This window comes from Mesorhizobium sp. P2_F7, assembly GCF_056403695.1.
This window is the reverse complement of record NZ_JBFUFA010000002.1, coordinates 328738-341344: the sequence shown is the minus strand read 5'-3', so window position 1 is coordinate 341344 and position 12607 is coordinate 328738. Positions and strand designations below refer to the sequence as shown.

Here is a 12607-nt window from a genome sequence, read left to right as displayed (position 1 = left end):
TGCTCTAGCGCTGCTCTTCCGGCGCGTAGGCGAGTTCCACCGGCAGCGGCGCCTGCGCCGACATCGGCGCGAAACTGCCGGTCTCCGTGGCGGGAACGGCGCGCGTCGTCGCCACCCGCCACAGCACGAAAAGGCAAAAGACGGTGGCGATGACGATCGCCACATAGATGAAGGCCTGCGTGCCATAGACGGCCGACAGGGCCGTCACGATGCCCGGCACGATGAAGCCCGCCAGCGACCAGGCAAACAGCAGCGAACTCGACAGCGCCACCATGTCGTCCTTGCCTGCACGGTCGGCGGCATGCGCGCTGGCCAGCGAATAGATCGATTCCGAAGCGCCGTCCCAGATCACATAGATCACCACCAGCATGGCCAGCGCACCACCGTCAAAACCGATGGCGAGCAGGCCGGCGACAATCGCGAGCGCTGCAGCACCCGCAAGCACGTAGCGGCGGTCGGTGCGGTCCGAAATCCAGCCGAGCGGAATCTGCAGGATCAGCGTGCCGACCGGCATGGCCGACAAGAGCAGCGCCACATCGGCCTGGCTGTAGCCCTTGGCCGTGGCATGGATCGGCGCAAAGCCCGAAATCGCCATCGACAGGCCGCCGACGGCCAGCATGCCGGCCACGCCCACCGGCGAGATCCGCCAGGCGCGGCCAAGCGCCACCGAAGCCGCCCTGGGCGGTGGCGGCTGGGCGAGCCGCGTCATCCCGACCGGCAGGATCGACACCGCGGTGAAGGCGATGCCGATCAGCGGCGCTTCAGCCGTCGCGATATCGACCGCCGCGAGCAAGGCATAGCCGACGCCGAGCCCGGCGACATAGGCGACGTAGAACACCGCCATCACCCGGCCTCTGATGGCGTTGGCGACGGCATCGTTGAGCCAGCTCTGGGCGACAATGAACAGGCCGCATATGGCAAAGCCGTAAAGCGCGCGCGCCGCGATCCACAGCAGCGGATAGGTGCCGGCGCCGATGACGGCGTTGGAGAGCGCAATCAGCGCCGACAGCACCATGAAGGCGCGGGCATGCCCGACGCGCCGCACCAGCGGCCCGGTCAGAATGCAGCCGGCAAGGCCGCCGGCCGACAGACCGGTGATGATCAGCCCGGCCCAGGTCGGGTCGAAGCGCTCGACGCCGAGCCGGACCGGGATATAGGCGAACATCAACCCGTTGCCGACCGCGATCAGCGCCATCGATACGACGACGCTGGCAATCGCGATCACCGGCGCCGGCGGGGCGCCGTGGTCCGGGTCGATGTGGGTTTGGTTTACTGGATTGGCCATATCCAGCGCAGCATCGCCCAGCCAGTGGCGAAAGACCGCCGTAAAAGCGACATCGGCGATCTGGCCTTACGGAGTTATCCCTTGGCCTGCCTGCGAATAGCACTCGACGACAGCGACGAGCGGGGGCCGTGAATGAACGTCCAGGCCGGCGCCTTCATGCGGGCTAGTCGCGGTGCATCGCCCTCGTCGACGCGGGCGTAGTCGAAGGTCTTGGCGACGACCGAAGACAGGAAGGACAGCGTAGCGCCCGGGCGGTCGATGACGGCGATCGGGAAGGTCATGACGATCTGGCGCCAGCGCTGCCAGCGGTGGAAATCGCGAAGTGAGTCGGCGCCCATGATCCAGACGAAATCGACGCCGGGATTGCGCGCCTTGACCAGTGCCAGCGTGTCGGCGGTGAAGCGGATATGATGCGCCACCTCGAAGGCGGTCACCTTGATCTTCGGGTTCTTGGCGATCTGTTCCGATTGCAGCAGCCGGTCGCTGAGCGGCGCCAATTCCCTGGTGCTCTTCAACGGATTGCCCGGGGTGACCATCCACCAGAGCTGGTCGAGCGCCAGGCGGCGCAGCGCGATTTCGGCCACCAGCGCATGGCCGGCATGCGGCGGGTTGAACGAGCCGCCGAACAGGCCGACGGCAAGTCCCTTCTCGGCATGCGGCATACGGAGGTATTGGGAGGGGATGGCGGGCTGAAGGGGCGACAGCATGGTGCTCAAGCGCCCCCCTCTGTCCTGCCGGACATCTCCCCCTCAAGGGGGGAGATTGGCAGCTTCAATGACGGCAGAAATTCTGCAGCGGCGGCGATTGGCGAAATCGGAAATGACGGCCAATCTCCCCCCTTGAGGGGGAGATGCCCGGCAGGGCAGAGGGGGGTGGCTGGGCGCAAGCTTCAGGCCCTTTGGCCGAAAAACGTCAAGGCCTCACCTGTCCCGACCCGCGCACACGGTATTTGAACGAGGTCAGCTGTTCGACGCCGACCGGCCCGCGCGCGTGCATCTTGCCGGTGGCGATGCCGATTTCGGCGCCCATGCCGAACTCGCCGCCATCGGCAAACTGGGTCGAGGCATTGTGCAGCAGGATCGCCGAATCGATCTCGTTGAAGAAGCGCTCGACCGCTTTGGCATCGTCGGCGACGATCGCCTCGGTGTGGTGCGAGGAGAACGTCTCGATATGCTCGATGGCCCCGGCAATCCCGTCGACCAGCTTCACCGCAATGATGGCGTCTAGATATTCGGTCACCCAGTCGGCATCGGTTGCAGGTTGAGCGTCGAAGAACAGCTTCATCACTTCGAGATCGGCGTGGATCTCGCAACCGGCGGCGCGCAGCGCGTCGAGGATCGGCACCAGATGCGTGGACGCGACCGCGCGGTCGACCAACAGCGTCTCAGCAGCGCCGCAGACGCCGGTGCGCCGCATCTTGGCGTTGACGGCGATCTTCACCGCCATGTCGAGATCGGCCGAACGGTCGATATAGAGATGGCAAATGCCTTCGAGATGGGCAAAGACCGGCACCCGCGCCTCGCTCTGCACGCGGCCGACCAGGCTTTTGCCGCCGCGCGGAATGATGACGTCGAGATTGCCGGAAAGGCCTTTCAGCATCTCGCCGACAGCGGCGCGGTCGGTGGTCGGCACCAGCTGGATGGCGTCTTCCGGCAGGCCGGCAGCCTTCAGCCCCTCGACCAGGCAGGCATGGATGGCGGCGGACGAATTGAGCGAATCCGAGCCACCGCGCAGGATCACCGGATTGCCGGCCTTGAGGCACAGCGCGCCGGCATCCGCCGTCACATTCGGCCGGCTTTCATAAATGACGCCGACGACGCCGAGCGGGGTGCGCACGCGCTCGATCTGCAGGCCGTTCGGCCGCTCCCAGGCAGCGATGACATCGCCCACTGGATCGCGCAGGGCAGCGATTTCGCGGATACCGTCGGCCATTGCCCGGATGCGCGCCGGATCGAGCTTCAGCCGATCCATGAACGAGCCGGAGAGCCCGGATTCGTGGCCGTTCGAGACATCGATGGCGTTGGCGTCGAGAATCTCCTGCTGGCGCGCGATGATCGCGTCGGCCATGGCGACAAGCGCGGCGTTCTTGGCGGCGGTGGTGGCGATAGCCAGCGGTCGGGCGGCGGCGCGGGCCCTACGGCCTGTCCGTGCCATCAAACTGGCTACATCTTCGCCTTGGTGTTTGTTCAACATCTGACCGCTCCGGTGAAGCTTGGTGGATTTACACGCGGCCGGCCTTCGCGGCAATGGCTGCAAATTTGGAGGCAGCATGAAGAGCGCCATGGTCCTCTTTGCATTGGCCGCGATCCTGGCTCCTACCGCCCTGCGCGCAGCCGACTACTGCGACGACAAGATCGAGCCCGGCGAGAGCCCGGACGGTAAGGCCATGATTATGTACAGTTTGATGGTGCAGCTAGCGCTTGCCCAACGCTATTGCGGCGCGCCGGCGACGCCGCTCTCTCGGATCGCCGTGGTTGTCGAAGAGTTCCATGGATGCGGGCCACGCGCCCGACTTGAAGCGGAAGTGGAAAAGAGGTCGAAGGACGATACCCCTGCGAAAATAACGACGACCGACGGGCTTATTCGCGATGCCGTCGCCGGCGACGACAAGGACATTTCTCAAATCGAGGTCGATCGACGAGCCAAGGCTGGCGTCGAAGCAGAGATGGGAGGCTGTAGCGAGTTGCTGAAAACTCAACGCGACGTTGAGGAGAGGTACCGCAATCCGCCTAAATGGCCGCCCGCACCTGACAAGTAGCACGCCTCAGCCTCACTCGGCCGCGCCGCTCACCACCAGATCGTCCCTGTGGATCATCGCCGAGCGCGCCTCATAGCCGAGCACGGTTTCGATCTCGGCGGTCTTCAGGCCTGCGATCCTTACGGCATCGGCGGCATCATAGGCAACCAGCCCGCGCGCGATCTCGCGTCCCTCAGGCGACAGGATCGCCACCGTGTCGCCGCGCGAGAAATTGCCGCTGACCAGCCGGACGCCGGCCGGCAGCAGCGATTTGCCAGAGAGCAGCGCGCCGATGGCGCCGGCATCGACCGTGAGCCGCCCCGCCGGTTCGAGCTGGCCGGCGATCCAGGTCTTGTAGCCTTTCACCGGATTGGCGCTCGGCCTGAAGAAGGTGGCGCGCTCGCCGCGCTCGATCGCCATCAGCGGCGACAGCCTGGTGCCGGAGGTGATGATCATGGCGGTGCCGGCGGCAGTGGCGATCTTGCCGGCGTCGAGCTTGGTGCGCATGCCGCCTCGCGATAGCTCGGACGCCGCAGCACCCGCCATCGCTTCGATATCCGGCGTGATGCGGTCGACCACAGGAATGAATTTTGCGTCGGGATCGCGCGCCGGCGGTGCGGTGTAGAGCCCGTCAATGTCGGAGAGCAGCACCAGAAGGTCGGCGCCCATCATCGTGGCGACGCGTGCCGCCAGCCGGTCATTGTCGCCATAGCGGATTTCGGAGGTCGCCACCGTGTCGTTCTCGTTGATGACCGGCACCGCCTTCATCTTGAGCAGCGTCGAGATGGTCGCGCGGGCATTGAGGTAGCGGCGGCGCTCTTCGGTGTCGCCGAGCGTCAGCAGGATCTGGCCCGATTTCAGCGCGCCCTTGCCCAGCGCATCCGACCATGCGCCGGCCAGCGCGATCTGCCCGACGGCCGCCGCCGCCTGGCTCTCCTCAAGCTTCAATGCCCGCTTGCCGAGACCGAGAATGGTGCGGCCAAGGGCGATGGCGCCGGACGACACGACGAGGATCTCGGCGCCGCCATTGGCCAGCACCGCAATGTCGTCGGCCAGCGAGGCCAGCCAGTCGCGCTTCAGCCCGCTACTGCGGTCGACCAGCAAGGCCGAACCGATCTTGACCGTGATGCGCCGGTATTTCTTAAGCGAATGCGCCGTCATCGTTATGAATTCCAGCGGGTCTCGACGGGAGCGGCGGCTCTGTCGCGCGCTTCGCCCACCACCGCCATCAGAGCGCGCAGCACCGCTTCGACGCCTTCGCCGGTGACCGCCGACAACAGCATTGGCGCGCGGCCGGCGGCACGCTTCAGCGACGCCGCCTTCTTCTTGCGTGCATCGGCGTCGAGGATGTCGACCTGGCTGAGCGCAACGATCTCGACCTTGTCGGTCAAGCCGTTTCCGTAAGCCTCGAGCTCGGCGCGCACGGTCTTGTAGACCTTGCCCGGATTTTCCTCCTGCGCCGAGACCAGATGCAAAAGCACCCGCGTGCGCTCGACATGGCCAAGAAAACGGTCGCCGATTCCGACGCCTTCATGCGCGCCTTCGATCAGGCCCGGAATGTCGGCGATGACGAATTCGCGCGCATCGATACGGGCGACGCCCAGGCCGGGATGCAGCGTGGTGAAGGGATAGTCGGCGATCTTCGGCTTGGCGGCCGTCACCGCCGCCAGGAACGTCGACTTGCCGGCATTGGGCAGCCCGACCAGGCCGGCGTCGGCGATCAGCTTCAGCCGCAGCCAGACGTTCATCTCCTCGCCGGGCAGGCCGGGATTGGCGCGGCGCGGGGCCTGGTTGGTCGAGGTCTTGAAATGCTGGTTGCCGAAACCACCATTGCCGCCCTTGGCCAGGAGGTAGCGCTGGCCGACCACGGTCAGGTCGCAGATCAGCGTCTCATTGTCCTCGGCAAACACCTGCGTTCCGGCCGGCACCTTCAGCGTCACGTCGGCGCCCTTAGCGCCGGTCATGTTGCGGCCCATGCCGTGGACGCCGGTCTTGGCCTTGAAATGCTGCTGGTAGCGATAGTCGATCAGCGTGTTCAGCCCGTTGACGGCCTCCAGCCAGACATCACCACCGCGGCCGCCATCACCGCCATCCGGGCCACCGAACTCGATGAACTTTTCGCGCCGGAACGACACCGAACCGGCGCCGCCGTCGCCGGAGCGGATATAGACCTTGGCCTGATCGAGAAATTTCATTGGATTACGCAGTTTCTGCTGTTGGACTTGCGGCTTTGCTCTAACCTTGCGCCTTGCTCTAAACCAAGGCGGACCGAAGGGCGAGGCCGATTTGCGACTAAAGCGCCGGATGCCCTTTTGCCGGGGAAGCAGTAGCAGTGTTCCCGGGACGGAGCGTGGGGGGCGTGGGAATGAAGGTAGTCACCTATAACATCCAGTACGGCATCGGTCTCGATGGCCGCTACGATCTCGGCCGCATCACCGATGCGGTGCGCGGCTCCGACGTCATCGCGCTGCAGGAAGTGACCCGCAACAATCCGAGGAACGGCAACCGCGACATGGTGGCCGAGATCGGCGAGGCGTTGCCCGAGTATTTTGCCGCCTATGGCAGCAATTTCGAGGTCAATGTCGGCTCGCGCCTGGAGGCCGGCCGCGCCATCACCACCACCTTCCAGCTCGGCAACATGGTGCTGTCGAAGACGCCCATCCATCTGTCGCGCAATCTGCTTTTGCCGCGCAGTCGGAGCCTGGAGGCGATGAATTTTCAGCGCGGCGCGCTCGAGGCGCTGATCGAGACCCCGCTCGGCTTCGTCCGCTTCTATTCTACCCATCTCGACCATCGCAGTCCGGTTGAACGCGCCAGCCAGATCCGTTTTCTGCGCCAGCGCCTGCTGAACTATGCTCTCGAGGGCGGCGGCCTCTCCGGCATTCCCGAGATCGGCCTGCCGGACCTGCCCTACCCCGAAGCCTTCATCGTCATGGGCGACTTCAACATGCTGTCCGGCTCCTCGGAATATGTCGAACTCGTCGGCCGCCCGGACCACGAGTTCGGCATGCCGCTGACCGCCGATCTCGCCGTCGATGTCGCCCAGCGCCTCGACGCGTCGGACATCGTCACCTGGGTCGATCCCAACCAGCCGCAAGACACAAGCCGCCACAAACGCATCGACTACATCTTCACCTCGGCCTCGCTCGCCGGATCGCTGAAGCGCCTGTGGGTCGACGAGAAAGCCGTCGGATCCGATCACCTGCCGGTCTGGGTCGAGATGGGCTGAGCTACGACTTCAGGAACCTTCCGGCCTCGCGCCACACGCCTGGGTGTGTTGAGATTCAGGTCAGACCGAGCCGAAAACGCTGGTTTTCGAGAACCGGAGCGGAGCGTACTTAAAGTACGTGAGCACCGGAAGCGCTGAAAACCAACGTTTGCAGACCGGCCTCACCTGAATATCGACATGCCTAGAAGTGGACCCAGTTACGCAGGCTAATCCACGTCTTCCTGTCGAGCCTATACCGCTCGACCGGCACCTGGCCGGCGACGATCGAGTTCAGCATGCCCTGGCCGGCATACTGGAAGCCGCACTTGTGGATGACCCGGCGCGAGGCCGGATTGATGACCCTGGTCGAGGCCTGCAGCACCTGCGTCGAGGTCCGCTGGAAGGCGAGGTCGACCAGCGCGTGTGCTGCCTCCGTCGCATAGCCGCGCTTCCAGTAGGGCTCGCCGATCCAGTAGCCGAGCTCGAGCCCACGATCGGTCATGTTGAGGCCGGCGCAGCCGACGAACGTGTCGGTGCCGGCGAGCGTCAGGGCGTAGGCAATGCCGGCGCGGCGCGATCTCGTCATGGCCAGGAAGGCGCGTGCCTCGGCCTCGCCATAGGGATGCGGCATGCGGGCCAGCATTTCGGCGACGTGACGGTTGTCGGCAAGCTCGACCAATTGCGCGATATCGGCTTCGCAGGGAGCGCGCATCACCAGCCGCTCGGTGGCCAGCACCGGGCAGTCTATCGCGTAACTTTCGTCTTCGGTGTCTTCCGCTTCGGCAACCATTTGACGTCCTCCAGGCAAAAAAAAGGGGAGATGGAAAACCCATCTCCCCTGATCCTTTTCCTGGCTCCATTCACTGGTTTGGCCAGACACCGGTTCCCGAGATGGGCGCCGGTTTCGTAGTGCGGAACCGGCTACTCCGCGGCTTTGGTAATCGGGTTGACCGATACGTAGGTTCGGCCGTTGGCTTTTTTGTTGAAGGTGACTGCGCCGGTCTCAAGCGCAAAAAGGGTGTGGTCCGTGCCCATGCCGACATTGACGCCGGGATGCCAGGTGGTGCCGCGTTGACGGATGATGATGTTGCCCGGGATGACGGCTTCGCCGCCGAACTTCTTCACGCCCAGACGCTTGGAATGCGAGTCGCGACCGTTGCGCGACGAGCCGCCAGCTTTCTTGTGTGCCATCTAACTAACTCCGATGCGCCCTGGGGGCGCTTGAATGGTCTTATGAACGCGTTCGCGTTCCGTTTCAAGTCCGATCCGGCGACCCTGTCGCCGGAAAAATTACTTCTTCGCCAGTTCCTTGGCCTGCTCGCGCCAGTCCTTGATCTGGTCGGCGCTGAAGGGCATGTGCTCGTCGATCTTGGCGACATCCTTGTCGGTCAGCTTGGCCAGCTGAGCGAAGGTGATGATGCCCTGCTCGTTGAGATCCTTGGCGGCGACCGGGCCGATGCCCTTGATCACGGTCAAATCGTCCGGCTCGCCCTTCGGCGCCTTGAACAGCGGCGCAGCGACGGCGGTCTCGGCCTTGGCTTCCTTCGGCGCGGCCTCGGCCTTCGCTTCCTTCTTGGCCTTGGCTTCCTTCGGCGCGGCCTCGGCCTTCGCCTCGGCGGCTACGTCAGCCTTGGCTTCCGGCGCCTTGGCTTCCACCTTGGCGGCAGCCTTCTTGGAAGGCTTGGCGCCACCCAGCAGGATCTCGGCGATCCGCACGGTGGTCAGAAGCTGGCGGTGGCCGATCTTGCGGCGCGAATTCTGCCGGCGGCGCTTCTTGAAAGCGATGACGGTGCGGTTCTTGCCCTGCTCGACGACTTCCGCCGTGACCAGAGCGCCATCGACGAACGGTGCGCCGAAGGTGACATTCTCGCCCTCGCCATGCGCGAGAACGCTGCCGATTTCGACGATATCGCCGACATTGGCTTCGAGCTTTTCGATCTTCAGGAGATCGTTGGCGGCAACGCGATACTGCTTACCGCCCGTTTTAATGACTGCGAACATTTTTTGCCTTTCGCTGTTCGGTCGGCCTTGATGAACCGCTTCACGCGGTTCGGCCGTCTTTTTGTCAGTCTGCGGGTTCAAAAAACAAGCGGCGCGGAAGAACCCTCCACGCCGATTGCGCGCTTCCCCTAACCGAAGGTTTGGATGAAGTCAAGGCAAACGGCCGGATTCCTTGGCCATGCCGGATCCTTGCCGCGCCCGATCCCTGCCGTCGAAGGCTGGCCTGCCTCGCCTGCCGACGCGCCCGCAATACAGCTCTCCCGGCAAAGCCCACACAGGAAGCTGAATTTCCCCGCGAATTGGGCCTTGTAACCTGCCCGCCCAGCCGTTATCTAGTGCGCCGCGCCGGCAACGGCCGACCATGACCGCGGAGAGGTGGCAGAGTGGTCGAATGCACCGCACTCGAAATGCGGCATGGGTGCAAGCCCATCGGGGGTTCGAATCCCTCCCTCTCCGCCAGATTTCTCTCCTAACAGATTGATTTTGTTGGATAATTGTCGACGTAACTTGCCTCCTTCCCAATGCGTTTCCCAAGGAAAATGCACCCGAAGGAGACTGGATTATGCACCGCTTTTCAAACCAGACTGAAAGCCCGATCGTCGGAAGATTCTCTCGCCGCGTCCTGCTTGTCGGCGCAATCGCGTCCGTTCCTGCTATTGCTTCGGCAGCGGAGCCGCCTGTCCTGGCGCTTCCCGAGCCGCGTGAGTTACCTGTGCGGCGGGTCAATCGGCTCGCTGCGGAACTTGCCCACGCGATGGATGACTGGATGGCCGACATCAGTCACGATGGCGGCCCGTTGGCCTTGTGGGAGGCCCATGTCTGGCCGGCCTCAACTGGCCTCGGTATCTACTATAAAAACCACGATAGGGGCGTGTCATGAACGCCCACACGTCCACGCTGCAGCCCCTTGGCATGCCGAAGGGAATGGATCCGCGCCAATGGCGCCAGTCGGTCGAGAAGCGTCTGAACGACCTCCTGGACCGCGCCATGAGCCTTATCACGGCGCTCGACATGATGGAGGTCGATTGCGACCTCGAGGAGACGGCCGACGACGAGCCGTCGCTCGGCTGCCTCGACGATCTAGAGCAGGACAACTGCGACGACGAGGACGGCGGTGACGCAGAGCCTTGCCCGGACATCTTCGGCGAGCAGATTATGTGGCCCGACGATCTGGTGTCGCAGGAAGTTCTGGTGAGGAGCGGGCTATGATCGTGCTCGATCCAACCGACCGTTTATCAGCAGCGACAGAGCCGAGTAACGAGATGATAGTCATCCCGTTTCACCACGCTTACCGCAACATCTTCGGCATGATTCCTATCCGGGACGAGGAACGTTTCATGCTCGTCTCGCCGTCGCACTACAACCCGGAGAGCTATCCGCCGGGCTCTTGCATTCAATAGGTCCAACGCCCGACCCTATTGGCCCGCTGCCTCACGGTGGCGGGCCGCTTGCCTTTTCCACGCCGACCTGCTGGCATTGCTTCAAGAAAGGAACGGTCCCTATGTCGACCTACGACGATTCCCTTGCGCTTCATGAAGCCGCGCATGCCGTGATCGGCCGTAAGCTGACCATGTCGTGCGGCTCGGCCACCATCGTTCAAGACGACGATTCGGCAGGGCATCACATTGTTGCAGATCCCAACCGCATCCAATGGGATTGGGAGAACGATCTTGGGAAGTTCCGGGACATCTCGTCGGTATTCCGAGGGCGCATCATGACCTTCATGGCAGGCGCCGAGGCCGAGCGTATCATGTTTGGCCACACCACCGGCGGAGAGGGCGACGATGAAACGCAATGCGAACTCATGGCCTATCAAGCCGTGGGGGCGCCCGGCGCTTCAGAGGTCGAGGAACAGCGCCTCCTGGCTCAGTTGCGGCGGCATACGGCTAGGCTGGTGAAACGCCACATGTCCGACATCCGGCGAGTCGCCATCGCCCTTAAAACGAAGGGTACTCTCACGTCCGAGGAAATCGACGATATCCTGTTGCAGCGTGGCAAGCTACGCCGCTCGGCCCAGAAGCCGGCCATTGAGGATCTTTCCTGACGATCTCTAGCGGGAAGGCGGTCGCTAAACCCGGGTCCTACGGGACACGCCATATTCGATCAAGCGATCGCGCACTTCACTGAGGGTTTTTGCATATGGCCGGTGGACATCGTCAAAGCCATCGTTAATAGCGCTTATCTTCCCCTCCAGACGACGCATCGCAGCCTCACTGGTCCATAAGCCATAGGCCGATGTGACAAACTCCAGTTTTCGCAATTCCGGGAGAAACTCTGGGAAGTATATGGCCGAGATGGCGAAGGCCTTTGCTAGCGGCTCTGACGGCAATTCATGTTTTTCGCCATATGCATTTTTTCGGGTCTTCAGATTCATCCATTCGTCGTGCTGTTGAAGCAATCCGAACAGCTCCTCAAAGCGCTGAATCCGCGTTGCGCGGCTAGCTGAGCGGGACTCAAGCCATTGAGTTATAGCCGGTCCGACCGCCACCCCGAGAAGGGCCAGCCCACCGCCGACAATAACCGGCAACAATACTGACCATTGATCTACCGTCGGCAAATTCCGCCCTCCAATCCTAGCAGCCCTGTTCGGAGCAGCGCTGCATCGCGCTGCTGCAGGGCTTTCACTGCATTTCGCCAAAGGTGCTCAGGAAGACCCGCTGCTCATCGCAGCTTACGGGCAGATGATCCTCCCGTCTTTGCCCTTTAAAATCAGTCGAACTCACGTCAATGGATACCGTTGTCGCCGGACCGCAAGGCAGTACCTTGATCATGCGTAACCCGGGCACCGGCTTCAAAACGGTGAGTGTGAACAGCTTTGTTTCGCTGGGGGATACGATGACGGCGCTGCCAACCAACTCCACGATCCGAAGATCCAGGCCGTTGACTTCGGTGCCCCCGATCTTGCCAGACAAAGAGGCGCCGGAAATGGTGCCTGCTCGGGTGCCGCTGTTTGAAACCAGAAGTCCAATCGACTCTTCTGCACTTGCCTGAAGCGAGTAGATTAGGTGCGAATTCTCTGGGGTGAATAGGTTGATCGCTATCGGAACCACAACAACAAAAACTGCAACGACCGAGTTCAACAGAGCGACGATCGATATCATCCACGTAAGCGAGTAGGGTTTGGTGTCTTTCTTTTCCAACGAAATCGCCCCCGAGCTTTCACGGATAGCACCCGACGCTCGCCTATGCCACACAGCATTCCGCGCTTGCCAGCCGGCCAGGCATCCAGATTATAGTCCTCGTTGCGGCGAACCTAGCTTATGGCCACGAGCACTACCGCGCCTTCGGGAGGTCAACGAACGCCGCGCAGCGATTGAACGTGTCGCCGCGGCCAGGGTTGAGTATCGGAGCCTATCCGGCGATCAGTCGACGCTCT

Annotated in this window: 16 protein-coding genes and 1 tRNA gene; 7 read left to right on the top strand and 10 right to left on the bottom strand. The window is 63.1% G+C overall.

Annotated features, from left to right (window positions below; genetic code table 11):
• Window positions 1-4: 4 nt before the first annotated feature.
• The 3 genes from AC1DZ8_RS06935 to AC1DZ8_RS06925 all read right to left on the bottom strand — a co-directional run bounded on the left by AC1DZ8_RS06935 (window position 5) and on the right by AC1DZ8_RS06925 (window position 3478).
• On the bottom strand, window positions 5-1285 hold the full coding sequence (locus tag AC1DZ8_RS06935) for an MFS transporter (RefSeq protein WP_477309977.1): 1281 nt from the start codon (window positions 1283-1285) through the stop codon (window positions 5-7).
• Window positions 1286-1359: 74 nt separating this feature from the next.
• The gene (locus tag AC1DZ8_RS06930) at window positions 1360-1947 is read right to left on the bottom strand and encodes a nicotinate-nucleotide adenylyltransferase (RefSeq protein WP_477310002.1); all 588 of its coding nucleotides are present in this window, start codon (window positions 1945-1947) and stop codon (window positions 1360-1362) included.
• 250 nt (window positions 1948-2197) lie between these two features.
• Window positions 2198-3478, bottom strand: coding sequence for a glutamate-5-semialdehyde dehydrogenase (locus AC1DZ8_RS06925; protein ID WP_477310506.1), 1281 nt, complete (start codon window positions 3476-3478; stop codon window positions 2198-2200).
• Window positions 3479-3554: 76 nt separating this feature from the next.
• Between AC1DZ8_RS06925 and AC1DZ8_RS06920 the strand changes: the two genes are divergently transcribed.
• The gene (locus AC1DZ8_RS06920; protein ID WP_477310504.1) at window positions 3555-4043 is read left to right on the top strand and encodes a hypothetical protein; all 489 of its coding nucleotides are present in this window, start codon (window positions 3555-3557) and stop codon (window positions 4041-4043) included.
• 12 nt (window positions 4044-4055) lie between these two features.
• Here the strand turns inward: AC1DZ8_RS06920 and proB are convergent, their stop codons facing one another.
• On the bottom strand, window positions 4056-5183 hold the full coding sequence (gene proB, locus AC1DZ8_RS06915; protein ID WP_477310502.1) for a glutamate 5-kinase: 1128 nt from the start codon (window positions 5181-5183) through the stop codon (window positions 4056-4058).
• Between the two features lie 2 nt (window positions 5184-5185).
• Entirely contained in the window at window positions 5186-6217 is a 1032-nt protein-coding gene (gene obgE / locus AC1DZ8_RS06910; protein ID WP_477310500.1) for a GTPase ObgE, read from the bottom strand.
• Window positions 6218-6387: 170 nt separating this feature from the next.
• Between obgE and AC1DZ8_RS06905 the strand changes: the two genes are divergently transcribed.
• The gene (locus tag AC1DZ8_RS06905) at window positions 6388-7251 is read left to right on the top strand and encodes an endonuclease/exonuclease/phosphatase family protein (protein ID WP_477310498.1); all 864 of its coding nucleotides are present in this window, start codon (window positions 6388-6390) and stop codon (window positions 7249-7251) included.
• Between the two features lie 181 nt (window positions 7252-7432).
• Here the strand turns inward: AC1DZ8_RS06905 and AC1DZ8_RS06900 are convergent, their stop codons facing one another.
• From AC1DZ8_RS06900 to AC1DZ8_RS06890, 3 genes are all read right to left on the bottom strand, one after another.
• Window positions 7433-8020: a GNAT family N-acetyltransferase gene (locus AC1DZ8_RS06900; protein WP_112393576.1), complete on the bottom strand. Its 588-nt coding sequence runs from the start codon at window positions 8018-8020 to the stop codon at window positions 7433-7435.
• 131 nt (window positions 8021-8151) lie between these two features.
• Complete coding sequence (gene rpmA / locus AC1DZ8_RS06895) at window positions 8152-8421, bottom strand: 50S ribosomal protein L27 (RefSeq protein WP_015315190.1); 270 nt, start codon at window positions 8419-8421, stop codon at window positions 8152-8154.
• A gap of 99 nt (window positions 8422-8520) precedes the next feature.
• Window positions 8521-9231, bottom strand: coding sequence for a 50S ribosomal protein L21 (locus AC1DZ8_RS06890; protein ID WP_477310495.1), 711 nt, complete (start codon window positions 9229-9231; stop codon window positions 8521-8523).
• Between the two features lie 369 nt (window positions 9232-9600).
• Between AC1DZ8_RS06890 and AC1DZ8_RS06885 the strand changes: the two genes are divergently transcribed.
• The 5 genes from AC1DZ8_RS06885 to AC1DZ8_RS06865 all read left to right on the top strand — a co-directional run bounded on the left by AC1DZ8_RS06885 (window position 9601) and on the right by AC1DZ8_RS06865 (window position 11275).
• Window positions 9601-9690 (top strand) — tRNA-Ser (locus tag AC1DZ8_RS06885).
• Window positions 9691-9793: 103 nt separating this feature from the next.
• Window positions 9794-10111, top strand: a complete 318-nt coding sequence (locus tag AC1DZ8_RS06880; RefSeq protein ID WP_477310493.1) for a hypothetical protein — start codon at window positions 9794-9796, stop codon at window positions 10109-10111.
• Complete coding sequence (locus AC1DZ8_RS06875; RefSeq protein WP_477310491.1) at window positions 10108-10440, top strand: hypothetical protein; 333 nt, start codon at window positions 10108-10110, stop codon at window positions 10438-10440. Before AC1DZ8_RS06880 ends, AC1DZ8_RS06875 begins: the two co-directional genes overlap by 4 nt.
• Window positions 10437-10631: a hypothetical protein gene (locus AC1DZ8_RS06870; RefSeq protein ID WP_477310489.1), complete on the top strand. Its 195-nt coding sequence runs from the start codon at window positions 10437-10439 to the stop codon at window positions 10629-10631. The genes AC1DZ8_RS06875 and AC1DZ8_RS06870 overlap by 4 nt, the downstream gene beginning before the upstream one ends.
• A gap of 101 nt (window positions 10632-10732) precedes the next feature.
• On the top strand, window positions 10733-11275 hold the full coding sequence (locus tag AC1DZ8_RS06865) for a hypothetical protein (protein ID WP_477310487.1): 543 nt from the start codon (window positions 10733-10735) through the stop codon (window positions 11273-11275).
• A gap of 24 nt (window positions 11276-11299) precedes the next feature.
• On the opposite strand, the gene AC1DZ8_RS06860 is transcribed toward AC1DZ8_RS06865, so the two are convergent.
• Together AC1DZ8_RS06860 and AC1DZ8_RS06855 are read right to left on the bottom strand one after the other, a co-directional pair.
• Window positions 11300-11788: a hypothetical protein gene (locus tag AC1DZ8_RS06860; RefSeq protein WP_477310485.1), complete on the bottom strand. Its 489-nt coding sequence runs from the start codon at window positions 11786-11788 to the stop codon at window positions 11300-11302.
• Window positions 11789-11852: 64 nt separating this feature from the next.
• The gene (locus AC1DZ8_RS06855; protein WP_477310483.1) at window positions 11853-12371 is read right to left on the bottom strand and encodes a hypothetical protein; all 519 of its coding nucleotides are present in this window, start codon (window positions 12369-12371) and stop codon (window positions 11853-11855) included.
• Window positions 12372-12607: the final 236 nt, after the last annotated feature.

What these genes read in the sequence shown, in the direction of transcription:
- AC1DZ8_RS06935 (WP_477309977.1), bottom strand. Translation starts at nt 1,285, where the DNA reads ATGGCCAATCCAGTAAACCAAACCCACATCGACCCGGACCACGGCGCC.
- AC1DZ8_RS06930 (WP_477310002.1), bottom strand. Translation starts at nt 1,947, where the DNA reads ATGCCGCATGCCGAGAAGGGACTTGCCGTCGGCCTGTTCGGCGGCTCG.
- AC1DZ8_RS06925 (WP_477310506.1), bottom strand. Translation starts at nt 3,478, where the DNA reads ATGTTGAACAAACACCAAGGCGAAGATGTAGCCAGTTTGATGGCACGG.
- AC1DZ8_RS06920 (WP_477310504.1), top strand. Translation starts at nt 3,555, where the DNA reads ATGAAGAGCGCCATGGTCCTCTTTGCATTGGCCGCGATCCTGGCTCCT.
- proB (WP_477310502.1), bottom strand. Translation starts at nt 5,183, where the DNA reads ATGACGGCGCATTCGCTTAAGAAATACCGGCGCATCACGGTCAAGATC.
- obgE (WP_477310500.1), bottom strand. Translation starts at nt 6,217, where the DNA reads ATGAAATTTCTCGATCAGGCCAAGGTCTATATCCGCTCCGGCGACGGC.
- AC1DZ8_RS06905 (WP_477310498.1), top strand. Translation starts at nt 6,388, where the DNA reads ATGAAGGTAGTCACCTATAACATCCAGTACGGCATCGGTCTCGATGGC.
- AC1DZ8_RS06900 (WP_112393576.1), bottom strand. Translation starts at nt 8,020, where the DNA reads ATGGTTGCCGAAGCGGAAGACACCGAAGACGAAAGTTACGCGATAGAC.
- rpmA (WP_015315190.1), bottom strand. Translation starts at nt 8,421, where the DNA reads ATGGCACACAAGAAAGCTGGCGGCTCGTCGCGCAACGGTCGCGACTCG.
- AC1DZ8_RS06890 (WP_477310495.1), bottom strand. Translation starts at nt 9,231, where the DNA reads ATGTTCGCAGTCATTAAAACGGGCGGTAAGCAGTATCGCGTTGCCGCC.
- AC1DZ8_RS06880 (WP_477310493.1), top strand. Translation starts at nt 9,794, where the DNA reads ATGCACCGCTTTTCAAACCAGACTGAAAGCCCGATCGTCGGAAGATTC.
- AC1DZ8_RS06875 (WP_477310491.1), top strand. Translation starts at nt 10,108, where the DNA reads ATGAACGCCCACACGTCCACGCTGCAGCCCCTTGGCATGCCGAAGGGA.
- AC1DZ8_RS06870 (WP_477310489.1), top strand. Translation starts at nt 10,437, where the DNA reads ATGATCGTGCTCGATCCAACCGACCGTTTATCAGCAGCGACAGAGCCG.
- AC1DZ8_RS06865 (WP_477310487.1), top strand. Translation starts at nt 10,733, where the DNA reads ATGTCGACCTACGACGATTCCCTTGCGCTTCATGAAGCCGCGCATGCC.